Genomic DNA, 23,248 nt, shown 5'->3' with positions numbered 1-23,248 from the left:
GCGCGTCACCCTATGCGACGGCCCTCACACCGGCCCGGCCGGGCGCGGTGGCCAGGCGGTGCCGGCGCTTCGGCACGCCGAAGGTCGGGTGGGCGATGCCCCACCCGGCCGTCCTGAGTATGCCCGACTTGATGCGTGCGGCGGTCCGGCCGCCCAGGTACCAGGACTTCGACCGGACGTCCCCGTCCACCATCTGGAAGATCGCGTCCCGCCGTCCGAGGCTGATGTGGTTGCCGTAGTACTTCAGCCCGCCGACCGGGACCTCACGGCCCGTCAGGCGTGCGATGATCGCGGCCGTCGCCTGCATGTTGGTGATGCCGGCCGAGGCGCAGGACATCGGCAGCGGCAGGCCGTTCTCGCCGATCGCGTAGGCGCAGTCGCCGGCGGCGTAGACGTCCGGGTGCGAGACCGAACGCATGGTGCGGTCGACGACGATCTGGCCGGTCCCGGCGACCTCCAGGCCGCTGGAGGCCGCGAGGGGGTGCACGGCGAACCCGGCCGACCACACGGTCACGTCGGCCGGGACGGACGTACCGTCGGCGGTGATCGCCCGGGTCGGCTCGACGGCTTCGATGCCGGTGTGCGCGTGGACGGTGACGCCGAGCCGGTCGAAGGCCCGGCTCAGGTGGCGGCGGGCCTTCGGGGAGAGCCAGGCGCCCGGTTCGCCGCGGGCGGCGAGTGCGACCGAGAGGTCGGGCCGGGACTCGGCGATCTCAGTGGCCGTCTCGATGCCGGTCAGCCCCTCACCGACGACCAGCACGGTGCCGCCCTCGCCCAGGCCGGCCAGGCGCTCGCGCAGACGCAGCGCCGAGGACCGGCCGGTCACGTCGAAGGCGTACTCGGCCACGCCGGGGACGTCGTGGTGGGCGACGGAGCTGCCGAGCGCGTAGAGAAGGGTGTCGTACGCGAGTTCGCCGTCGTTCCCCTCACCGGTCACGGCGACGGTCCTGCGCTCGGGGTCGACGCCGGTGACGCGCGCCAGGCGCAGCCGCACCCCGGTGCCCGCGAACACGTCGGCGAGCTTGCGGAACGTGAGGTCCTGGCCGCTCGCGAGCTGGTGGAGCCGCATCCGCTCGACGAAGTCGGGCTCGGCGTTGACGACGGTGATCTCGGTGTCGGCGGGCGAGAGCCGACGGGCCAGGTTCCCGGCGGCGAAGGCTCCGGCGTATCCGGCGCCGAGTACGACGATGCGGTGCTTCATGGCGTTGCTCCTGTCTCGTTCGCGTGCCCCTTGAACGAGACCGCGCTCCGATCCCTGACAGGAACCGGCTGTGATTCAGGTCACCGGGCTCAGGACGGCCGGACGGATGCGCCTCATGTCGCCGGCCGGTGTTCCCGGTCCGCCGCCGGGGCGGGCCGCGGACCCCGCTGCCCGGCCGCCACGGCGCGGCCGTCCGGCGCGGCGTATCCTGCGCGCGTGGGACTGCGGTTCGAGACGCGCCGGTCCGACTCGCCGTGGGTCGACACCGTGTGGACATGCACAAGCGAGCAGGTCACGGCGATGACGTCCGTCGCAGGAGTGCGGCTGGGCCTGGTGTTCTGGAGGCAGGACGGCCGGGCGCACGCGGGCATCACCGGTCCCGAGACCCGCACCGGCACGGCGCCGGTGCCGGAGGGCGCGGCCTTCACGGGCGTCGAGTTCGCCGTGGGCACCTCGTTGCGGGCCGTGGCCACGCCGGCGCTGGTCGACGGCGGCATCGGGCTCCCCGACACCACGCGGCGGACGTTCCGGCTGGACGGCTCACGCTTCGAGACGCCCGGCCCCGACGACGTCGAGGCCCTGGTCGGGCGTCTCGTCCGGGCCGGGATCGTGGTCCGCGACCCGCTCGTCGCCGAGGTGCTGCGAGGTCACCGCCCGGCGCTCTCGGGTCGCACCGTCGAACGCCGGTTCCGCGCCGCGACCGGGCTGACGCGGGGCGCCGTCAGGCAGATCGAGCGGGCCCGCACGGCGGCGCGGCTGCTGTCGGCCGGCGGCCGGGCCGCCGACGTCGTCGCCGGGCTCGACTACTTCGACGAGCCGCACCTGGCCAGGGCGCTGCGCTGCTACGTCGGACGCACCGCCGGGCAGCTGCGCGAGGGCGCCGGCGGCGCGATCGCCCTCGAGGTGGATCAGCGCCTGACGTCGTAGACCAGCTTCAGGATCCCGTTCGAGTAGCTCTCCGACTCCCGCAGTGTCAGCATCCGCTTGTCCCGGTCGGCCCGGTCGAACAGGCTCTTGCCGGCACCGAGCAGGACGGGGAAGACGAGCAGGTTGTACCGGTCGATCAGGCCCGCGTCCGACAGCCGCCGGGCCAGCTCCGCGCTCCCGTGGATGAAGATCGCGCCGCCCTCGCCCGCCTTGAGCGCGGCGACGTCCTCACTCGAGCGCAGGATCGTCGTCGGCCCCCACCCGTCGACGAGGGCGTCGTCGGTCAGCGTGGTCGACACCACGTACTTGGGCAACTCCTTGTAGGCGGCGTGGTCCGGTGAGCCGGGCCAGACCCGCGCGAACGCCTCGTAGCTGCGGCGGCCGAACATCAGCGCCGTCGTGTCGGTGAGTTCCTCCTCCTTCAACGACCACGCCTCCGGGACGAATTCGAGGTCCTTGACCACCCAGCCGCCGCTGCGGTGCCCCTCCCCCGGTCCACCGCCGGGCGAGTCCACGACGCCGTCGAGCGACATGAAACCGGTGTAGACCACATCACGCATGGTGCTGTCTCCTCATGATCGGGCAAGCTGCCGGGTTCACGCTAGGACACAGCGGCGGCAGCCGTCTTGGACAGAAACGACAGCCGTGCGAGGAGGGCGAGGCCGAGGGCCGCGCGGGCCGGGGCCGGGCTGCGCACCGGACCTCGACCCCGTTGAGAGCGTCCGGTCACCGCTGCGGCGCGGCAGCCGGGCCGGCACCGCCTCCACCGTCCCCGGCCGTCCGACGCGCGTCCTCCGGCACGGCCTCCGCGGGATCCGGTACCGCGCCGGCGTCAGTGGTTCCGGGGAGTCAGCACCCCTTGAAGCAGTGCGCCGTACCGTGACACCAGTTCCGTGCGGTCCATCCGGAGCAGCCCCTCGTCCCCGACCACCCACAGCGCGTACAGCAGTCCCCCCGCCAAGGCGGCCGCCGTGCGCGCGCGGACGTCGGCGTCGGGGCCGGACAGGCGACGGCGCAGGGGTGCGACGAAGAGGTACTCGTGCGTGTCGCGCAGACGTTCGCGGATCTGCGGTCCGTTGCTGCCGTGCACCAGGGCCAGGAAGACGCCCCGCGCGGAACCGTCGAGTTCGACGAGGAGTTCGGCGAGCCGGTCCCCCAGCCGCTCCAGTGGCACGTCGAGCAGCGGCTCGTCGTCGATCGTCAGGTGCATCGTCTCCAGGAACAGGAGTTCTTTGCTCTTGAAATGACGGATCACCAGTGCGGGATCCGTGTCGGCCGCCGCCGCGATCTGGCGGACGGTGGTCCTGGAGAAGCCCTGGCTCCGGAAGAGCCGGGCAGCGGCCGAGTGGATGGCCTCGCGGGTCGTGGCACTGGAGCCGGTCTGCAGCATGCGGGACAGGATAGGGGCCCGACGCTTCGCAACTGCGGGTTCGCGCGTCCACGGGGGCGGGCCGGGGTCTTTCGTGAGCATTCCGAGAAGTCCGGTCAACAATGTTGACTCCCCGTCGGGAGGCCTGCACATTACCTGTCGGTAGAACCGTTCGGTAATCGCGCGGCCCGGCACTCCCCCACGCTCGCACCGCTCCGCCCCCACCACCGGCACGCCCCACCGACCACCCCGCTCCGAGAAGAGGGACCGCATGCCGAAACACGTCCTGCGAAATGTCATGGCCACATCATCAGCGCTCGTCAGCGCGCTCGCCCTCGGCCTCACGGGCGGCGCCGCACACGCCTCCGCCCCGCTGGACTACGTCGCCCTCGGCGACAGCTACAGCGCCGGCTCCGGCGTGCTGCCCGTGGACCTCACCAACCTGCTGTGCCTGCGCTCCACCGCGAACTACCCCCACGTGATCGCCGCCCGGACGGGCGCCCGCCTGAAGGACGTGACCTGCGGCGCCGCCCAGACGAAGGACTTCACCGAACCGCAGTACCCCGGGGTCGCACCCCAGGTGAACGCGCTCAGCGCGGACACCGACCTGGTGACGCTGACGATCGGCGGCAACGACAACGGCACCTTCATCAACGCCCTGACGGCCTGCGGCACCGCGGGTGTCCTCAGCGGCGGCAAGGGCAGCCCCTGCAAGGACACGTACGGCACCTCCTTCACCGACCAGATCGACGCGAACACCTACCCCGCGCTGAAGACCGCCCTGCGGACCGTACGCGCCAAGGCCCCCAACGCCCGCGTGGCCGTCCTGGGTTACCCGTGGATCACTCCGGCCGAGGCCGACCCGTCCTGCTTCGTGAAGCTGCCGGTCGCCTCCGGTGACGTGCCCTACGTACGGGGCATACAGACCCACCTCAACGCGGCCGTCGAACGCGCCAGCACGGAGACCGGCGCCACCTATGTGGACTTCTCCCGCGTCTCCGAGGGCCACGACGCGTGCAAGCCCGGCGGCACCCGCTGGATCGAGCCCCTCCTCTTCGGCGGCAGCCTCGTGCCCGTCCACCCCAACGCCCTCGGAGAGCGGCGCATGGCCGAGCACACCATGAGCGTCCTCGGCCTGGGCTGAGGGCGACGCGCTCCACCCTCGACGCGGTCGAACGCGACGCCTCCGTCCGGGAGCGCCGTCCTCCGCTCCGACCGCCCGTCAGGGGGCGGCGGGCAGTCGGCGCTTGTGGTCGGTGAGGCGGTAGCGGCGGACGATCGTTTCGAAGGCCGCCTCGTCCACCGGCCCGCCCTCCAGGAAGTCGTCGATGACGTCGTAGGTCACCCCGAGCACGTCCTCGTCGGCCTTGCCCTCGTCGAGGCTCTCCAGATCGGCCGTGGGAGTCTTCCGCACCAGCTCGGCCGGCGCGCCCAGGGCCTCCGCGACGGCGCGCACCCGGCGCTTGGTCAGGCCGGCCAGCGGGACCAGGTCGGCGGCGCCGTCGCCGAACTTGGTGAAGAACCCGGAGACCGCCTCGGCGGCGTGGTCCGTGCCGACGACCAGGCCGTCACAGGCGCCGGCCACCGCGTACTGGGCGATCATGCGCTGGCGCGCCTTGATGTTGCCGTGCACGAAGTCCTGGTGGTGGGCGTCGCGGAAATCCACCCCGGCGGCCAGCGCGGCCTCGAGCGCGGCATCGGCGGCTGGCTTGATGTCCACGGTCAGCACATGGTCGGCCCGGATGAAGGAGAGCGCGAGCCGGGCGTCGTGCTCGTCGGCCTGGACCCCGTAGGGCAGGCGCATCGCGTGGAACCGCGCTTCGTGTCCGCCGGCCCGCGCCCGTTCGACGGCGAGCTGGCACAGCCGGCCCGCGGCGGTGGAGTCGACGCCACCGCTGATGCCTAGCACGAGGGAACGCCGACCGGTGGAAGTCAGCCGCTCGGCGAGGAAGGCCACCCGGCGCTCGATCTCCCGCTCGACTTCGAAGGCCCCGGCGACGCCCAACTCCCGGGCGATCTCCCGCTGCAGGGCGACGGACACCGACTCGCTCACGTCTGCTCCTCGTTCCGGCTCACGATGTGCTGTCGCCTCCCCTGCTACCCAGGAGCTCTCCGGGGATTCCGGACGGGAGGGAACGTGCTCCACACTCGGGGTGGAGGCAGGGGGGAACAGCCGGACGAGCAGGTCCACACTCCTGACGTCGTCGTCCGCCAGGACGTACGGCCTGCCGGTTCCGGCCCGTCGATGACGATGCGGGCGGCTCGTCCGGCGGGCACCCGCACCGGTCCTCGCCGTGGAAGACGACGGTCGCGGCCTTCGCCCTCCTCCCCGTGGTCTACGCCGCTGCGGCGTTGTCCCGTTCCAGCGCCGCGCGCAGCCAGTCGTCCGCGGAGCCCGGGGTCGGCTCCGGTCGGCTGCCCGGCGGCGTGAGCACCACGGCCGTCAGCTCCCAGTACCGGTCCAGACGTGGCCCGGCCGCCAGTCGCGCGGCCAGCAGGCGGCGGAACTCCCGGGTGTCCCGGCTGCCGTACGCGCCCGCGTACGCGGCCACGTAGGCGTCCAGCGCCTCACCCGGGTACGGATCCCGTACCCGGCGCAGCTGCGCGCCCGCAAGCTCGTACGCCTCGGCGAGGCCCGCGTACAGCACGGCCGCCCCGCGGGCCCCGGCCACCCGGTGCACCTCGGGCTGGGGCTGCCGGCCGCCCGGGCAGGGGGCCGTCGTCATCACGTGCAGCCGGGCGAAGGCGAGCACCTGCGCCGGGGCCGGCTCGTCGGGCGGCTGTGGAACAGCCACCTCCAGAAACGCCGCCGTCGCCCGGGCCGGCATGCGCGGCGGCAGCCAGGCACGCCAGAACCGGACCAGCGGTGCCGCGCTCGGCGGGGTGCCCATCACGCCGATCAGCCTCAGCAGGTCGGCCTGCTCCCCGGGCGGGCACTCCCGCACGAGCCGCAGCGCCGCCTCCCGCCAGCGCAACGTCCTCAGCTCATCACCCAGCTCGCGCAGGCGGCCCGCGACAGCGTCCTCCAGTGCACGGCCCGCCGGGTCCTCGTCCTCGAGGACCCGGCGCACCTCGGGCAGCGGGAGGTCGAGGGTACGCAGGGAGCGGATCAGACGCAGCCGCTCCAGCGCGCCTGGACCGTACCGGCGGTGCCCGCCGCCGCTGCGGGAGGCCTCGGGCAACAGGCCCAGGTCGGAGTAGAAACGGACCGTCTTCACGGTGGTGCCCGCGCGCTCGGCGAGCTCGCCGATGCTCCAGAAGGCCTCGTGGGACGTGGACAGTTGAACCTCCCTCCGGGGGAGTTCCTACGGTACCGGCGCACGCGGGCCGGGTGTACGCCCCGGTCCGCGGACCACGGCGTACGCGATCGGCGCGACGTCATGCGACGGACCCGAGGAGGGATCGTGACCGTGTTCATCATGGTGGCGGGCGTGTTCACCGGTGCCCATGTGTGGCAGGAGACGGCCGAACGGCTGGCCGCGGCGGGCAGCGCGGTGCACGCGGTCCCCCTCACCGGCCTCGATGCGGGCCGCCCCGCCGGACCGGCCTCCGTCGATCTGGAGACACACATCGCGGACGTGATCGCGGCGATCGACGCGGTGGACGCGGCGTCCGGCCGGGAGATCGTGCTCGTCGGTCACGGCTACGGCATCCACCCGGTGCTCGGCGCGGCCGACCGGCGGCCGTCGCGCGTCGCCCGCGTCGTGTCCCTGGACGGCGGGATGCCGCAGAACGGCGTCCCGGCCCTGGCCGCCGTACCGGACCTGACCCTGCGTGCGCGGCTGACCGAGCGAGGACAGCACGGTGAGCGAGCGGGCGAGTTGGCGCCACCGGCCCGTGCCGAGTGGCAGCGCTGGGGCAGCGTCGCCGGGCTCTCCGCCGCGGCGCTGGACCGGCTCACCGCTCTCGCCGCGCCGCAGCCGCTCGGCACCCTGTTCCAGCCGCTGCGGCTGACCGGAGCGGTGGCCGCGGTGCCCACCACCGGGGTGCTGTGCACCCGTAACGGCGCCGGCATCGACCTGGTGCAACGGCTCGTCGACTTCGGCGACCCCGCACTGGCCGCCCTGACCGGCCCTCAGGTCACCTTCTTCGAACTGCCCACCGGGCACTGGCCGATGCTGTCCTGCCCGGCCGACCTGGCGGACGTCCTGCTGCGGGCCGCGGCCGGTGGGGGGCACCACCTGCGGCCGGCCGGCGCGGGCGCGTCGCCCGCCCATCTGCGCCCGTTCCCGCTGGACGTGCCCGAACTGTCCCGGGACCGCAGGGGACGGGTCGACCTGTACGTTCCCTCCGCCGAGGGCCCGCTACCGGCCGTGGTCCTCGTGCACGGCGGCCCGGTGCCCGCCGGAGCCCGGCCGGCCCCGCGCGACTGGCCGACCCTGGTGGGACACGCCCGCCTGGCGGCCGCCCAGGGCGTGATCGGCGTGACCATCGACCACCGGCTGCACGACGTCGCCGACTACGAGCGCGCCGCCGACGACGTCACCGCCGCGGTGGAACTGGTGCGGTCCGATCCCCGGGTGGACGCCGACCGGATCGCCCTGTGGTTCTTCTCCGGTGGCGGTCTGCTCGCCGCGGACTGGCTGACCGGGCCCCCGGCCTGGCTGCGCTGCCTGGCCGCCTCCTATCCGATCCTGGCGCCGCTGCCCGGCTGGGGGCTGACCGGCAGCCGGTTCCATCCGGCCCGGGCGGTCGCGCACGCGGGTGCCCTGCCCCTCGTCCTCCTCCGTGTGGGGCTGGAGACACCCGGGATCGCCGCCACCGTGGAGGCCTTCGTGAACGCGGCCGAGGGCTGTGCGGCGCACCTGGAACTGGTCGACGTCCCGAACGGCCACCACGGCTTCGAGACCCTCGATCCGCCCGAGGAGACCCGCCCGGCCCTGCTCCACGCGATGCGCTCGGTGGTGACCCACCTGACCGGCTGACACCCGGGCTGCGCACCGTGCCCCGCCCCGCCGGCCGTGGTGATCCCCGACCGTACCGCCCCGGACGTTTCCCACCGGCCGGGGCGGTACGGTGCCGCCATGTGCATCTCGACCGGCGCGGCCGCGTTCTCCGGCACGATCGTGTACTGCGGACGACAGCACCACCCCGTACACGGCCTCATCCACGTCCTGGGCTACCAGAACACCGCCGTCAACCTGGCGGACGGCCCGAACGCCATGCTGCTGCACCTGCCCACCGGGCGGCTCACTCCCCGGCACTTCCTCTCCGCCGGTCGCACCGGCGACGTCCTGCACCGCATGGTCGCCGCCGTCGAATCCGCCACCGCCGCGACCGACGGCATCGCGTGGATGAGCGCGGCACCGCAGCCCGTCCAGGTCTTCGACCACGACGTCTACACCGTGCTCCTGGCCTCCGACCCCACCGCGGTGCCCGCCGCGCTGCGGCAGGTGCCGCCGCACCGGCGCCCCGATCTGGACGCGGACCTCCTCCGCTTCTACGCCGACCACTTCCCCGACCACACCATCGCCGTGTGCTGCTTCGACAACGCCGACGCGCAACGCGCCAAGCCCCTGCTGGTGTGGTACTCGCCCCTCGACCCCGACCGGCTGGTCCTGCCGTCCCTGGACAGCCACACCGGCAAGGCGCCGGACCTCGACGCCGCCGTGCCCGTGGACCACTGGGTCCTGTTCTCGACCGATCAGGCCCCCGCCGGCTGGGGCACCCCCGTCGACCACCCCGGGGACATGCGTCATCGCCTGCGCGCCTTCCTCCCCACCGCCGTCATGGGCCGGCGCTACGGTGGAGAACGGGCCCTGCCCAACGGAGACTTCGCCATCAGCCACCGCGACCTGCTCGCCGGCGACCTCGACCGCATCGACCGCCTTCGGCCGGTCCGCCGCTGAAGGACGGGGCGCCGACGGGCAAGGACCGTGCGGGCCGCCGGTTCGCGCCGGCTCCTCGGTGCCGGGGATCCCGCGTATCTCGGGCGTACCGGAAATCGCATACGCCATCGCAACGGCCCTCCGCCGCCAATGGGGGCATGAACCACAACGCGTCCCCGGCGGCACCGTCCCGCACCGCGCAAACAGCTCGGCGAACCACGGATCACCGCCACGGTGCCGGGCGTCGGCCACCGCATCGGCACCGGCTCCCGGACCGCCCGCCCCGGCAGTACGCGTGTGTGGACGCCCCGGGCCCAGCGCCCGGCTGAAACCCACCCTCGGCCATGCCGGGTTCCTCAGCGCCGCCGGTGCTCTCCTGCCGGGCGTGGTGTGGGTGTTCCTGCTCGTGTTCGGCCTCGCCGGGGGGGGGTGAGTCCTCGCCGGCCGGATGCTCGCACCGCTCGACCGGATCACGGCCGCGGCGCGGACGGCCGGGACCGGATCGCTGTCCCACCGGATCCGCGGGGAAGGCCGCCAGGACGAGTTCCGCGAACTCGCCGACACCTTCGACACCCTGCTCGAACCACTCGAGTCACGCGTCGCCGAGCAGCGGAGGTTCGCCGCGAACGCCTCCCACGAACTGCGCACCCCGCCGGCCGTCTCGCGGACGCTGCTCGACGTCGCCCGCAGGGACTCCACGCGGGACCGGGACGAACTCCTCGAACGCCTGCAGGCCGTCAACACGCGTGCGATCGGCCTCACCGAGGCCCTCCTGCCGCGCAGGGCACCCCGTCCGGCACGGGAGGGGGTCGGCTGCGCCGCGAATCCGGGCGGCACGCGTCCCGCCGGGACCGGGCGGGCCGGCGCGGGGGCCACGGCCGGGATCCACGGTGGGGGAACGGAGCCGGTGCGGGTCACCACGGGGCCGCCGCCGACCGGAGAGCCCGGACGGTAAAATATCCCCATAATGGGATGAAGTAGGTGAAAATGGCACTACAGGACAACGGTGCTGGGAGCCGACCCGACGGCACGCCCGAGCCGTACACCACGGCCTCGGCCACCGCCATCGCCATCGCCATCGCCGACGAGCGGGGTGTGATCACGGGGTGGAGCGAGGAAGCCCGGAACCTGCTCGGTTACCTACCCGGGGAGGTCGTCTCACGCCCCGCGGCCGATCTGCTCGTCTCGCACCTTCCCCCGTCGGCCCTGCGCCGTCTGGCGGAACAGGCGCCGTGGTGCGGCGTCCTCCCGGCTCGGCACCGAAACGGCCGGACGGTGGACGTGGCGGTCCGGGCCTGTCCGTGCCCGGACCGGGACGGGCGGACCCAATGGGTCCTCACGGCCTCGGGCACGGACGGCTCGAGCCTGCCCGGGGACGGGGGCGCCCTGCTGAGGGAACTCACCCTGTCCCAGCTCCCGGTCGCCGTGGCGTTCTACGACCGGGACAACCGGGCGGTGGGAGCCAACGACGTGATAGCCCGGATAGTGGGCCTGCCCGAGGGGCAGATACGCGGGCGCCGCCTCAGGGACTTCCTGCCCAGTCCGGCGTACGACGAGTTCACGGAGCTCCAGGACCAGGTGGTGCGCACCGGGGAACCCGTGCACGTGGTCCGGCACCTCCGGGCACCCAGCGAGTCACGGGGGCGTGTCTGGTCCGTGTTCCTCTCCCCGCTGAAGAACCACCTCGGCCAGGTGCAGGGATCGTCCATCGCGCTTCTCGACATCACCGAGCAGTACCTGGCCCGCCAGCGGCTGCAGCTGGTCGACGAGGCCGGCAACCGCATCGGCAGCACTCTGGACGTCACCCGTACCGCGCAGGAACTGGTCGACGTGGTCGTCCCCCGGCTCGCGGACTACGCATCCGTCGATCTGCTGGAGTTCATCCACCGCGGCGAGGAGCCGCCCGACGGCCCGCCGAGCGGTCCGGTCACCATGCGCCGGACCGCACGGCAGGCAGACACCGATGCTCTCCTCGGCATCATGCTCCGGCTGGGGAGCAAGGTGGAGTACCCGGTGTCCGCGCCCACGGCCGAGTGTCTGGCCACCGGCCGTTCCGCGGTGTACGAGGTGGACGACTCCTCCATGGCCCGGTGGACGGCCCAGGACCCCGAGCGGGCCACCCGGCTCCTCCGGACCGGGGCGCACTCGGTGATGGTGGTGCCGATGCGCGCTCGTGGTGTCACCCTCGGCTCGGTCTTCCTGGGCCGCACCCGGCATCCGGAGACGTTCGCACAGGACGACGTCCTGCTGGCCGAGGAGATCACGGCCAGGGCCGCGGTGTGCATCGACAACGCCCGTCGCTACACCCGTGAGCGCGTCACGGCCATGACCCTGCAGCGCAGTCTGCTGCCCGTGGCCCTGCCCCGTCAGCCGGCGGTCGAGGCCGCCTCCCGCTACCTGCCCGCCGGAGGCCGGGCCGGCGTGGGCGGTGACTGGTTCGACGTCATCCCGCTCTCCGGCGCCCGGGTCGCCTTGGTGGTCGGCGATGTCGTCGGCCACGGGATCCAGGCCTCCGCCACCATGGGGCGGCTGCGCACGGCCGTCCGGACCCTGGCCGACATCGACCTGCCGCCCGACGAGCTGCTCACCCACCTCGACGACGTCGTCATCCGGCTGTCCTCCGAGGCCGCGGCCGACGCCGACACCGCCGGAGACATCGGCGCCACCTGTCTCTACGCGGTCTACGACCCCGTCTCCCGCCGCTGCTCCCTGGCCCGTGCCGGCCACCCGCCGCCCGTCGTGGTGACCCCGGACGGCGAGGCGACCTTCCTGGACCTCCCCGCGAGCCCACCGCTCGGCCTGGGAGGCCTGCCCTTCGAGGCGTGCGAGGTCGAACTGCCCGAGGGCAGCCTTCTCGCCCTGTACACCGACGGCCTCATCGAAGACCGCGGCCATGAGATCGACGAGAGGCTCCGTACGCTGCGCAGGACCCTCACCCGGCCCGCGCAGGCGTTGGACACGCTCTGCGACGACGTGCTCGCAACGCTGCTGCCCGCCTTTCCCGATGACGACATCGCCCTGCTCGTCGCCCGCACCCACGCCCTGGGCGCCGGCCAGGTCGCCACCTGGAGTCTGCCCCCTGAACCCGTCGTCGTCGCCCAGGCACGCAAACATGTCACCGACCAGCTGACGGCCTGGGGACTGGACGAGTCCGCCTTCGTCACCGAGCTGGTGGTCAGCGAGCTGGTCACCAACGCCATCCGCTACGGCCGGCCTCCCATCCAGCTGCGGCTGATCCATGACGGCAGCCTCATCTGCGAGGTCTCCGACGCCAGCAGCACCTCCCCGCACCTGCGCCGCGCCCGCTCCTTCGACGAGGGCGGACGCGGACTGCTCCTCGTCGCCCAGTTCGCCTGGCACTGGGGCACCCGCCACGCCGCGCAGGGCAAGACGATCTGGGCCGAGATACCTCTGGCGGTCTGAGCGGACGCGGCAGGCCACGGTGCTCGAAGACGCCGACCAGTTCCTTCTTCGTGTCCACGCCGGTCACCGGCCGCTCGGCGATCCCGGCGTTGCCCTGCAGGCCGGATCCCTCCCCGCACGGCAGGGGCGGGAGCGGCCCGGCGGCGAGGAGTCTGCCAGGTCGCCCCCCTGGGTGCCGTGGATCGTTTCGTCGCCGACGACCCGCAGACCCGTCCCGACGGACCGTCCACCTTGCAGGCCCTGCGTGAATCCGGTGTCGAGATCCACCTGGCCTGAGCGTCCGGCGGGGTTCATCACCGTCCGGTCCGCCGACACCGCGCTCGAAGGAGCGGCGGACAGTGGCGGCCGGCGGATCCCCGTCGGCGGCCAGGACCGTCGCATGGTCCACGAACTGTCCGCGGGTGACGGCCTGCCGTATCTCCCGTCCCTCCGGGGAGGGGCGCGGTGGCAGTCCGCCGGGACGCGCCCACATGGCCGTCCCGCTCTCGGCTGCTTCCAGGCCGGCTGCGGTCAGGAGGCCTCCCGTGTCCGTGACTGCGGAGCCCGCCCTATGCCTGTGCGGACGGCAGGCGTGGTCGGCGAGATCGGATTCCCTCCTGACGAGGAGGTCGCTCACGTCGGTGACGAGGTGGTCCCTCCTGGTCATGGGGTTCCCGTTGTTCTCCCGTCGTCCTCCCGTCGTTCCGGGGCCGGGCCGGACGGCCGGGGCGGCCGCGGTTCACCGTGTGCTCGCGGTGGCGGCGACGGCGGGGAGGACGGCCAGGGAGAGGATGCCGCCCGTCAGGGCCAGCAGGGGGTAGCCGGCGGCGGCGACCACGACGCCGGAGGCCAAGCCACCGGTGGCACCCGCGATGGCGATGGAGACGTCGACCATGCCCTGGGTCCTGGCCCGGCGGGCCGGCGGTACGGCGTCGGTGATCATCGCGGTGCCGGACACGAGGCCGAAGTTCCAGCCCAGGCCGAGCAGGGCGAGGGCGAGGGCGAGCAGGCCGACGGAGTCGACCGGCGCGACGGCGGCGAGGATCCCGGCGGCCAGGAGGGTGAGGCCGGAGGCGGCGGCGATGACGGTACGACCGTGGCGGTCGACGAGCCAGCCCGTCAGGGGTGAGGGCAGGTACATGGCGCCGACGTGGACGGCGATGACGAGTCCGGAGGCGGCGGTGCCGTGGCCGTGGTCGTGCATGTGGACCGGCGTCATCGTCATGACGGCGACCATGACGAGCTGTGTGAGGATCATGGTGAGGGTGCCCGGTATCAGCCCGGGACCGCGCTTCCGGTCCGGGGCCGGGGGCACGTCGCCCGCGGTCCCCGCGGTGTTCGCAGCGTCTGCCGCCGCCTCCTGTCGGACCTGCTGCTGGACGTCGAGACCGCGCGCGAGCAGCAGTGGGTCGGGGCGCAGCCAGATCGCCAGGACGACCGCGGCGAGCGCGTAGGCGACGCCGGAGAGAAGGAACGGCCCGGCCAGGGCGGGGACGCCGACACTCTCCGCGAAGGTGCCCGTGGGGGCGGCGAGATTGGGGCCGACGACGCCGCCGAGGGTGGTGGCGACCAGGACGGTGGAGACGGCGCGGGCGCGGTGGGCGGGGGCGGCGAGGTCGGCACCGGCGTAGCGGGCCTGGAGGTTGGTCGCGGTGCCCGCGCCGTAGACGAACAGGGCGATGAAGAGCAGTACGGGGCTGTCGGCGACGGCGGCGGCGATGACGCCGGCACTGCCGACGGCACCGGTGAGGTATCCGGCGGCGAGGCCGGGGCGGCGGCCGCGGGCCTGGGACAGCTGGCCCACGGCGACCGCGGCGAGCGCGGATCCCGCGGTGAACAGGGCGCTGGGCAGGCCCGCGAGGTCGGCCGAGCCGAGCATGTCCTGCGCGAGCAGCGCCCCGACGGTGATGCCGGCGGCGAGCCCGGCGCCGCTGAGGACCTGGGAGGTGACCAGAACGCGCAGGGTGCGGCGCTGGGCCTCGGGCCGGGGCGATCCGTCGGCGGTCTCGGCCGGGGCGGTGCTCGTCACGGTGTGCTCTTTCGCTCGGGGCGGCCGGATGGCCGGGTGGGCTGTGTCAGGGGTGGAACGGCGCGTCGGTGGAACGGCGCGTCGGAGGTGCGGGCCCGGCGGGTGGGCGCGGACGGACGGGGGTGGTGGCGTCGACGGCCGGGCGGACCGGGGCGTCGACGGCCGGTCCGGGGTGCGGCGGGGGCACCGGCCGGGCCGGTCACGCCGGCTCCTCGGCGTCGACGGGCATCCGCGACAGACGCCACTCGAGCATGCCGTCGTTCAGCCGGATCGCGCGCCGGCCGCGGTCGTTCAGCAGCCGGACCGCGTCGTGCGCCAGAACGCAGTACTCCCCGCGGCAGTACACGACGATCTCGGTGTGCTCGGGCAACTCGCCGATCCGGCCGGCCAGTTCGTCGACCGGGATGGAGACGGCGCCGGGGATGTGGCCGGCGAGGTACTCCTCCGCCGGCCGCACGTCGAGCACGACGACGTCTCCCGCCTCGATACGGGACCTCAGTGCCTCGCGGGTGACTTCCGTTCCGTCGTCCTCACCGAGGTAGGCGTCCCTGGCCGCGGGCACGGCCGCCTGGTGCCTCTCGGCGACCTTGCGCAGCAGCGCGAACAGTTCGGCGACGTCGTCGCCGGCGAGGCGGTAGTGGATGCGCACGCCCTCACGCCGGGTGGCGACGAACCCGGCCTGTTTCAGCGTCTGCAGGTGTGCCGACGCGGTCGTCAGGTTGAGCCCTGCCGCCTTCGCCAGGGCGTCGACGGTGCGCTCGCCCTGGGCGAGCAGGTCGAGCAGTTCCAGGCGCTTTCCGCTGGCCAGCGCCTTGCCGCTGGCCGCGAACGCGTCGTACAGCTGTGCCTTCGTACCGGCCGTGGTGTTTCCCGTCATCACTTCCTCCATAAATCCATGGAATATCGTAGATCAGGAGGAGGGGTGACCTGACCTCGCGCGGCGCGGCCCCTGGTCACCCCGCTCCGCGCCGCCGTCGCCGGTGGCCCGCCGAGGGTGCCGTCGCCGCGGTGTCCATGCAGCAGGTGTTCAGCTCCGCGCCATCGGGCGGTCAGCGCGGGTGAGCAGCATTCGGGCTGATCCCACACCACCGGCCCGGGGAGCCCCGATGAGCACCGAGGAACAGACGAGTCACCACCGGCCCTTGCACAGACGCGCGTTGCTGCGCGCCGCGGTGGTCGTACCGGCCGCCGGTGCCGTGGCCGCCGGTCCGGACACCGCCCGGGCCGAGGCCTCCGAGGACGACGCCGGGGCGTCCGGTGGCCGGTTCGACGCCGGGAGTCCGCGTTTCGCGCTGGCGGTGCTGCCCGACACCCAGTACCTCTTCGACGCCGACAGCGCCGACCCCGCCCCGCTGCGGGCGACGTTCCGGTACCTCGCCGCCGAGCGGTCGGCGGCCAACATCGCGTTCATGACGCACCTCGGCGACGTCACCGAGCACGGCACCGAGGACGAGATCGGCCTCGCCGCCGACACCTTCCGCGTCCTGCACGGCAGGGTCCCCTACAGCGTCCTGGCGGGCAATCACGACATCAGGTCGTCCACCGACGACCAGCGCGGCGACTCCGCGTACCTCGCCGCGTTCGGGCCCGACCGCTACCGGTCCATGCCGACGTTCGGCGGTGCCTCGCCCGACGGCTACAACAGCTACCACGTCCTGCGGGCGGGCGGCCGGCGGTGGCTCGTCCTCGCCCTGGACTGGCGGGTCTCCGACAAGGGACTGGCCTGGGCCCAGGGGGTGCTCGACGCCCACCCCACCCTGCCCGCCGTGCTCACCACGCACGACATCGCCTGGTCCGACGACGAGGGCGGGGCCCAGCTGTCCGGCAACGGACAGCGCCTGTGGGAACGCCTGATCAAGGGCAACGACCAGATCTTCCTGGCGTTGGGCGGTCACTACTGGCCGCCCGGCCGCACGGTTCTGGTCAACGACGCCGGCAACGACGTCCACGTCCACATCACCAACTACCAGGACCGGTACTACGGCGGCGCGGGAATGATCCGCACCTACGGCTTCGACCTGGTGCGCGGAGTCATCGACGTCGAGACGTTCTCGCCCTGGTTCCTGGACCGGGCCCCCGCGAAACGTTCCCCCCTGGCCGCCGAGACGATCGAACTGACCGGTCCCGCCGACCGGTTCTGCCTCACCGTCGACTTCGAGAGACGGTTCGCCGGCTTCGCCCCCGTCACGCCCGCCGAACCCCGGCCCGCCCGCGCCGTGATGCCCCGCGGCACCCTCGCCTACTGGCGCTTCGACTCCTCCGGGACCGACGCGGCCGGAACACCCGGCGCCACCGTCGCAGACGGCGTCGTCGTCAAGGACATGACCGGCAACGGCAACGACCTGACGGTGCGACGGCTGCACTCCAGCGGCGCCGACGCGCTCACCTGGTCGGCGGACCACCACGAGGGACAGCCCGCGCACGCCAGCCTCCGTTTCGACGGCGGAAAGAACCCCGACCGCGGCGCCGTCCTCACCACCGCGGCCCGTGCGGCCCTGAACAGCGAGAAGTTCCTCCGCGGCTACACCATCGAGACCTTCGTCCGGCTGCCCGAGCCGTTCCGGGGCGACCACAGCTGGATGGGCGTCCTCAGCTGGGAGGGACGCAACTCGGAGGCGGGCAAGACGACGGGCTGGTCGCCGCTGGAACCGACCTGCAGCCTCAACCTGTCGCCCGAGCGGTTCCTGCAGTTCGTCGTCTACCCGCACAAGCAGGACGCCGACCCCACGTCGTGGAGCCACGCCGTGCCCACCGGGCGCTGGATGCACATCGCCGTCGTCAACGACGGCCGCCGCACGGTGATGTATGTGGACGGTTCGAAGATCGCCCGCAACCCGTCGCAGGCATCGACCGGCATCGCCACCCTCGGCAAGCCCTTCGTGCTGGGCGCCACCCAGTTCGACGGAGCCTTCGGACAGGGCTTCCACGGCTGGATGGGCGACACCCGGATCGTCGGCCGGCCGCTGCCGGTGGAGGAATTCCTCGCCCCCTTGGACTGAGAGCGCGGCGGTGACGAGGGGCCGCGGGGGCCGGAGACGTCCTGAGCCGACGGGACGTTCCCGTGTTGCCGCGCCCCCGTACGGGGCGGACACTGATCGTACGACCCGCGGGCCTGCCCGTGGACCGGGACCGGCGGGCGGCACAAGGCCTCGGACGACTCCGTCCCCGCACGGGCACGCCCCTCCACACTGGTTCCGGCGGTGCCGGGGCCGCGCTCCGGTCGTGGGAGGGCCCATGTCCACGAGATTGCGATTGGCGACCTTCAACGTCGAGAACCTCTTCGCCCGATGGCGGTTCAAAGAAGGCGTCGACCCCGCTGCCGCGAACACCCGGGGCTGGGTCGTCGAGCAGACCCGGTTCGAGGAGCTGGGCGTCGACGACAAGGCCATCACGGGAGCGGCGGTGCGTGAGATCCGCGCGGATGTGCTCGCTCTCCAGGAGGTCGAGAACGTCGACGCCCTGAAGCACTTCCGGGCGCAGGCCCTCGGCGGACGCGTCGAGTACCCCTATGTCGCGGGAGTGGACGGCAACGATCCGCGCCTCATCGACGTCGCCGTGCTGTCCAGGTTGCCCATCACCCGCATCCGCTCGCACCAGCACCTGATGGATCCCGGGAGTCCGGTCGCTCCGCTGTTCTCGCGGGACTGTCTCGAGGTCGACGTCGAGGTGGGGGAGGGCGAGACGAAGAGCACGACCGTGACGCTCTTCGTCAACCACTTCAAGTCCATGAGGGGCGGGCGTCCCGGAACCCGGGGGAAGAGGCTTCGCCAGGCCACGAAGGTGAAGGAACTCGTCACCGAACGCTTCGGATCCGCCGCTCCCGGGGACCATCCGTTCGTCGTCCTCGGCGACCTGAACGACTACCTCGGGCCGGACGGCGGCTCCGGCATCGACGGCCTCGTCGCATGGGACCAGGTGGAGAACGTGGTGACGCGCCTCCCCGAGGCGGACCGGTGGACCCACTTCTTCCAGGGTGGCGACGAGTACCGGCAACTCGACTACCTGCTCCCCTCGGCGTCTCTCGCCGAGAACTCCGCGGGGGCGAAGCCCGAGATCCTCCGCAAGGGCATGCCGCTGCGAGCGGCCCGTTACACCGGACCGCGCTTCCCGGGCGTCGGCAGGGACAAGCCCAAGGCGTCCGATCACTGTCCCGTCGTCATGGAGCTCACCGTCGGCTGAACGCGGCGGGACGTCATGAGGGCCCCGCTACCGGGCGCGGGCCGCCTGCCTGAGACGGTCCCGGCCCCGGACGGCATCGGAGTCGGTGTCGGCACCGGGGCGGGTTCCGAACGGCCGCTGCTGCTCACCGCCGTGGACCCGGCCCGGTTTCGGACGGTCTGCGGCTCATCTTCGTGGACCCGGCCCGTTTCCGGACGGTCTGTGGCGTTTGCCGTGCCAGTCCAGTATCAGGACCGTGGCGTCGTCCCTGAGGTTGCCGTGGCAGGCCTCGAGCACCGCGGTGGTCAGGCTTCGGACGGCTTCCCTCGGGTGCAGCGGGCGGGTGTCCTGGGCGAGCGCGGCCAGGTCGACGGCTGCGGCACCGCGCTCCTGCATTCCGTCGGTGAGCAGGATCAGGCGGTCACCGGGCCGCAGTTGCAGTTCCTGCAGACGGTAGGGGGTCGGTGCCGCCACACCGAACGGCAGGTTGACGGCGAGTGCGACCTCCTCGACGGTGCCGTCGCGCAGCCGCAGCGGCCGGGGATGGCCTGCGTTGACCAGTTCGCAGAGGCCTGTTTCGAGGTCGACGCACAGCAGCTGTCCGGTGGCCAGGCCGCGGCTGTGGCTCAGCAGGGCCCGGTGGGCGTGGTCGGCCTGCATGAGGGCGTCACAGCCGCTGCGGCGCGCCCGGCGCAGCGCGCCGACCAGCAAGGTGGCCAGCAGGGCCGAGTTCGTGTCGTGGCCCATGGCGTCGGTGACGGACAGGTGCAGGGTGTCGCGGTCGAGGGTGTAGTCGTAGGTGTCGCCGCCGATGTCGTCGGCCGGGACCAGCCCGGCGGCGAGGGTGAACTGGGCCGCCTCGCAGCAGGAGGCCGAAGGGAGCAGCTGGTGCTGGATCTCCGCGGCCAGACTGGTCTCGGTGGTGCGCCGGCCCAGGTGGTAGAGGTCGGTGAAGCGGCGGTCCGTGACGACGATGTAGGCCAGCGCGTGGGCCGCGTCGCGGACCTGCCGGAGCACGGTGTCGTCGGCGGACTGCAGGGTCACCTCCAGCACGCCGATGCAGTCGCCGCGGTTGGTGACCGGCGTGATGACGCGCCGTCCGCCCTGGCCGTCCGGTTCCACGTGCTGGCGCTGGCTCTGCAGTACGCGGTCGTAGACGCTGCCCTGCAGGTCGATCGGCCCGTCGGAGTCCGTGGCCTCGCCGTCGGCCGCGGTGAGCCGTACCAGCCGCTGGCCGACGAGGTCGACGAACAGGAAGGACACGCGCTCCGCACCGAACCGCTTCTGCAGGTCGTGCGCCACCACGTCGACGGACTCCCCGGGCGGCGCCGCCTCCGCGGCGGCCAGCAACTCGCCCAGTTCCACATCTCCACCCTTCACGGCAACCTCCCATCGGCTGCCGCATCTTTTTCCCCGGGTTTCCGCGATCTCACTCAAACCGCCCGTCCTGCCTGGTCAGGACGGCGTGCCGGGCCGCTGCGAGCAGGACCCCGTTCCGTCGGGCGGCGTCCGCGGACAGCCGGCTCCGGAAGGGGCGGCCGGCTCCGGAAGGGGGTGCCGGAGCGTGCGTGACGTGTCCCGGCAGCTCGTACGTCGTTGGCTGGTCGGAACCCATGCACTCCACCGCTCCCGAGGAGCCCCCGTGGCCAGTCCGAGCCCGCTGTCCGCCGACCGGGACGAGGGCACGCCGCCCCTCCGGTGTCCGTTCGCCGAACGCGCGTACGCCCGAGCCACCGGCCTCGACGAGGCCTTGCCGCAGTGGGCCGACGGACCCGGTTTCCCCGCCGGCTCCCCGCCCCCGCACCGGAGACCCGGCTGCCGCCGGGGCCCACGGTGCGCGGGACCGGCCCTCCGGGGCCGGACGTGAGGCGGCAGGCGGCGGTGGTGCTGCGCGTCGTGGCGGTCCGCAAGAACTTCGGGTCCCGGCAGGTCCTGCGCGGGGTCGGCTTCGAGGCGCGGGCAGGGCAGCTGGTGGGCATCGTCGGGGAGAACGGCGCCGGGAAGACCACCCTGCTGCGCATCCTCAGCGGCGACCTGCGCCCCGACGACGGACGCGTGGACCTGGTGGGCACACGGGGCTACTGCCCGCAGCACCCGGTCCTGGACGAGGAACTGACCGTGCGCCAGCACTTGCGTCTCTTCCAGGTCGCCTACCGCCTCCCGAGTCCCGGCCGCGCGCTCCGGCTGATCGACGACCTCTCCGCGGCCGGCTATCTGGACGCGCCGGTGAAAGTCCTCAGCGGTGGCACCCTGCAGAAGCTGAACCTGGTCCTGGCCCTGATGCACGACCCGGACGTCGTACTGCTCGACGAGCCGTACCAAGGCTTCGACTGGGAGACCTACCTGCGGTTCTGGGACCTCGCCCAAGAGCTGAAGGACCGCGGACGCACGGTGATCATCGTCTCCCACCTCGCCCACGACACCGGACGCCTGGACGTCCTGCACCATCTGCACGACGGCCTCCTCGGGCCCTCACCCACGGCGGGCGCCGCGTGAGCGCCTACCTGGTCGCCTGCCGCTACGCCCTGCTGGCCATGGCGAAGAACCGGCTGGCCGCCGTGCTCCTGATCGCCTTCATCCCAATGTGGATCACCGTGGCGAAGACCCTCACCACGCCGAAGACGTTTCCCTTCCGGCTGCGCGCCACCGGAACCTGGCTGCGCGCCGGCGGGGACGAGATCACGATGATCAGCGGCTCCCTGAACGCCGTGTCCCTCCTCGTGGGGTTCCTGATGTTCAGCGCCGCCCGCCGCACCAGGTCCTTCGACCGTCGCCTCACCGCGGCCGGCTACCCCCGGACCGCCCTCATCGGCGCCAAGCTCACCACGCTCCTGGTCGCATCAGTGCTGGTCAGCACCTACGCCACCGCCTGGATACTGGTGTTCTGGTCTCCCCTCCAGCCCTTCCTCCTCGGCATCGCGGTCCTGGCGACCTGCCTGGTCTACGGGGCCATGGGCATGTGCCTGGCCCTCTTCCTGCACGGTGAGGTCGAGGGACTGGTCACGATCATCATGACCAGCATCATCGACCTCGCGCCGCAGAATCCCGTCGCCAGCACCACCGCCGACAAAGCCCTGGTCGAGCTGCTGCCGAGCTACGGCTCCCTCCAGACGAGCCTCGCCGCGGGCTTCACCCGGAACGTCACCTTGAGTCCTCTGCTCCACAGCGCGGTCTGGCTGTCCGTCATGACCACCACTGTGCTCGCCGCCTTCGCCCTCCGCACCCGCACCCACCAGCCGCCCGCGCCCCACCGTGACGGGTGAGAACTCCCGCGGAGGCGCAGGCGGCGAAAGGCACGGAGCCAGGGGAGGGCGCGCCCGGCGCCCTGGCGGAGGGCGCGCGGGACGGTGCCGTGGGGCCGGATGCGGCGGAGGACGGGTTCACGGCGTCGACGCGGCCGGGAGGAACGGAGGCCGGGAGGAACGGAGGCCGGGCTGGTTCGCCGGGCATCACACCGTGCGGCGGATCCTCGTGCCCGGGGCGGGAACCATCCGGCCGGAACGCTTCGTCACTGATCATTGCCGCCGCCCTGAACGGCGGGACACACCAGAGGCGAAGCGACAACGGGGGGACTCCATGAAGTGTGCGTCTGCGGCGAGAGCGGGCCTGACGGCCGTGGCGGTGCTGGCGATGCTGACGGTCAGCGGCTGCCGGGGGGAGGACGCGGGACTTCCCTCCGCCTCCCCGAGCGAGCGGGTCTCCGGGGCCGCGTCGCCGACGCCCCCGGCGGAACGGAGTGGTCCGCGCACCTTGGTGGACGCTCCCGCGGCGGGCGGCCTGGACAAGCTGACGGGGGACGGAGCCCTGACGGACGTCCCTGTCGACCCGGGCGAGATGCGGGACGGCATGACGCTGGTCACCGGCAACTACGGGGACCCGGGCGGGCAGGGCGCACCGGTGCTGTTCGAAGGCGTCGACCAGGTGCCCGAGGACACCAACGAGCGTCGTGAGCACTTGTTCCGCGGCATGCTCGAGTACGTCCAGTGGGACCCGGAGCTGGGGCAACCCGAAGCCCGGCCGGTGGAGCCGGGACCGCTCGGCGGCTCGGTGGAGTGCCTGCTCGCCTCGCTGAGCGAGGACGGCAACGTCATCTGCGGCTGGGCCGACGAGGGCACGGCGGCCGTCGCGCTCTTCGAGGACAGCACGCTCGCCGATGCGGGAAGGCTCTTCGTCGAGATGCGCGGGGACCTGGAGCGCTGACCGGCCGGGCCGCCGCCACGGCCGGGCCCCGCCGGTACGCCGGACGGCCCGGCACCGCGAGTGCGGTGCCGGGCCGGTCGACAACAACAACACAGTGCTCATGCGGGCGCTCCCGGTGGGATGAAGGGCAGTCC

18 protein-coding genes and 1 pseudogene are annotated in these 23,248 nt (G+C 73.0%); 11 read left to right on the top strand and 8 right to left on the bottom strand.

Translation table 11 applies throughout. The annotated features are described in order from the left end of the window. Positions 1 to 10: 10 nt before the first annotated feature. The gene (locus tag AB0A94_RS15220; protein ID WP_361744329.1) at positions 11 to 1,201 is read right to left on the bottom strand and encodes an FAD-dependent oxidoreductase; all 1,191 of its coding nucleotides are present in this window, start codon (positions 1,199 to 1,201) and stop codon (positions 11 to 13) included. A 216-nt stretch (positions 1,202 to 1,417) separates the two neighbouring features. Here AB0A94_RS15220 and AB0A94_RS15215 point away from each other — a divergent pair, with 216 nt between their 5' ends. Further along, positions 1,418 to 2,128, top strand: coding sequence for a helix-turn-helix domain-containing protein (locus AB0A94_RS15215; protein ID WP_361744326.1), 711 nt, complete (start codon positions 1,418 to 1,420; stop codon positions 2,126 to 2,128). On the opposite strand, the gene AB0A94_RS15210 is transcribed toward AB0A94_RS15215, so the two are convergent. Further along, entirely contained in the window at positions 2,110 to 2,688 is a 579-nt protein-coding gene (locus AB0A94_RS15210) for a dihydrofolate reductase family protein (protein WP_361744323.1), read from the bottom strand. The genes AB0A94_RS15215 and AB0A94_RS15210 overlap by 19 nt on opposite strands. Positions 2,689 to 2,960: 272 nt before the next feature. After that, positions 2,961 to 3,518: a TetR family transcriptional regulator gene (locus AB0A94_RS15205; protein WP_361744320.1), complete on the bottom strand. Its 558-nt coding sequence runs from the start codon at positions 3,516 to 3,518 to the stop codon at positions 2,961 to 2,963. A 250-nt stretch (positions 3,519 to 3,768) separates the two neighbouring features. Between AB0A94_RS15205 and AB0A94_RS15200 the strand changes: the two genes are divergently transcribed. After that, complete coding sequence (locus tag AB0A94_RS15200; protein WP_361744317.1) at positions 3,769 to 4,641, top strand: SGNH/GDSL hydrolase family protein; 873 nt, start codon at positions 3,769 to 3,771, stop codon at positions 4,639 to 4,641. 78 nt (positions 4,642 to 4,719) lie between these two features. Here the strand turns inward: AB0A94_RS15200 and nadE are convergent, their stop codons facing one another. Both nadE and AB0A94_RS15190 read right to left on the bottom strand, forming a co-directional pair. Beyond that, on the bottom strand, positions 4,720 to 5,550 hold the full coding sequence (nadE, locus tag AB0A94_RS15195; protein WP_361744314.1) for an ammonia-dependent NAD(+) synthetase: 831 nt from the start codon (positions 5,548 to 5,550) through the stop codon (positions 4,720 to 4,722). A 283-nt stretch (positions 5,551 to 5,833) separates the two neighbouring features. Further along, positions 5,834 to 6,778, bottom strand: a complete 945-nt coding sequence (locus AB0A94_RS15190; RefSeq protein ID WP_361744634.1) for a MerR family transcriptional regulator — start codon at positions 6,776 to 6,778, stop codon at positions 5,834 to 5,836. Between the two features lie 123 nt (positions 6,779 to 6,901). Between AB0A94_RS15190 and AB0A94_RS15185 the strand changes: the two genes are divergently transcribed. The 4 genes and pseudogenes from AB0A94_RS15185 (at position 6,902) to AB0A94_RS15170 (ending at position 12,748) form a co-directional block, all read left to right on the top strand. After that, positions 6,902 to 8,422, top strand: a complete 1,521-nt coding sequence (locus AB0A94_RS15185) for an alpha/beta hydrolase (RefSeq protein WP_361744311.1) — start codon at positions 6,902 to 6,904, stop codon at positions 8,420 to 8,422. 99 nt (positions 8,423 to 8,521) lie between these two features. Beyond that, positions 8,522 to 9,346, top strand: a complete 825-nt coding sequence (locus AB0A94_RS15180; RefSeq protein WP_361744309.1) for a hypothetical protein — start codon at positions 8,522 to 8,524, stop codon at positions 9,344 to 9,346. Between the two features lie 274 nt (positions 9,347 to 9,620). Then, positions 9,621 to 10,106: pseudogene (locus AB0A94_RS15175) on the top strand (HAMP domain-containing protein); the annotation flags it as partial. A gap of 206 nt (positions 10,107 to 10,312) precedes the next feature. Then, entirely contained in the window at positions 10,313 to 12,748 is a 2,436-nt protein-coding gene (locus AB0A94_RS15170) for a SpoIIE family protein phosphatase (RefSeq protein ID WP_361744306.1), read from the top strand. Between the two features lie 718 nt (positions 12,749 to 13,466). Here AB0A94_RS15170 and AB0A94_RS15165 read toward each other — a convergent pair. Together AB0A94_RS15165 and AB0A94_RS15160 are read right to left on the bottom strand one after the other, a co-directional pair. Next, entirely contained in the window at positions 13,467 to 14,756 is a 1,290-nt protein-coding gene (locus AB0A94_RS15165; RefSeq protein WP_361744303.1) for an MFS transporter, read from the bottom strand. Between the two features lie 199 nt (positions 14,757 to 14,955). Beyond that, positions 14,956 to 15,633: a metalloregulator ArsR/SmtB family transcription factor gene (locus tag AB0A94_RS15160; protein WP_361744300.1), complete on the bottom strand. Its 678-nt coding sequence runs from the start codon at positions 15,631 to 15,633 to the stop codon at positions 14,956 to 14,958. Positions 15,634 to 15,862: 229 nt separating this feature from the next. On the opposite strand from AB0A94_RS15160, the gene AB0A94_RS15155 reads away from it, so the two are divergent. Together AB0A94_RS15155 and AB0A94_RS15150 are read left to right on the top strand one after the other, a co-directional pair. Continuing rightward, positions 15,863 to 17,755 carry a LamG-like jellyroll fold domain-containing protein gene (locus AB0A94_RS15155; protein WP_361744297.1) on the top strand — a complete coding sequence of 631 codons (1,893 nt, stop codon included), beginning with the start codon at positions 15,863 to 15,865 and terminating at the stop codon, positions 17,753 to 17,755. Positions 17,756 to 17,990: 235 nt separating this feature from the next. Beyond that, a complete protein-coding gene (locus tag AB0A94_RS15150; RefSeq protein ID WP_361744294.1) occupies positions 17,991 to 18,935 on the top strand; it encodes an endonuclease/exonuclease/phosphatase family protein in 945 nt (314 codons plus the stop codon). A gap of 165 nt (positions 18,936 to 19,100) precedes the next feature. On the opposite strand, the gene AB0A94_RS15145 is transcribed toward AB0A94_RS15150, so the two are convergent. Beyond that, entirely contained in the window at positions 19,101 to 20,294 is a 1,194-nt protein-coding gene (locus AB0A94_RS15145; RefSeq protein ID WP_361744291.1) for a PP2C family protein-serine/threonine phosphatase, read from the bottom strand. A gap of 501 nt (positions 20,295 to 20,795) precedes the next feature. Between AB0A94_RS15145 and AB0A94_RS15140 the strand changes: the two genes are divergently transcribed. The 3 genes from AB0A94_RS15140 to AB0A94_RS15130 all read left to right on the top strand — a co-directional run bounded on the left by AB0A94_RS15140 (position 20,796) and on the right by AB0A94_RS15130 (position 23,114). Further along, positions 20,796 to 21,410 carry an ABC transporter ATP-binding protein gene (locus tag AB0A94_RS15140; protein WP_361744632.1) on the top strand — a complete coding sequence of 205 codons (615 nt, stop codon included), beginning with the start codon at positions 20,796 to 20,798 and terminating at the stop codon, positions 21,408 to 21,410. After that, positions 21,407 to 22,177 carry a hypothetical protein gene (locus AB0A94_RS15135; protein ID WP_361744289.1) on the top strand — a complete coding sequence of 257 codons (771 nt, stop codon included), beginning with the start codon at positions 21,407 to 21,409 and terminating at the stop codon, positions 22,175 to 22,177. The genes AB0A94_RS15140 and AB0A94_RS15135 overlap by 4 nt, the downstream gene beginning before the upstream one ends. Positions 22,178 to 22,490: 313 nt before the next feature. Then, positions 22,491 to 23,114, top strand: a complete 624-nt coding sequence (locus AB0A94_RS15130) for a hypothetical protein (protein WP_361744286.1) — start codon at positions 22,491 to 22,493, stop codon at positions 23,112 to 23,114. Positions 23,115 to 23,248 lie beyond the last annotated feature (134 nt).

Source organism: Streptomyces sp. NPDC044984 (assembly GCF_040646935.1).
Classification (GTDB): domain Bacteria; phylum Actinomycetota; class Actinomycetes; order Streptomycetales; family Streptomycetaceae; genus Streptomyces.
The sequence above is the reverse complement of the archived record's forward strand: the minus strand, read 5'-3'. Positions and strand labels throughout refer to the sequence as shown.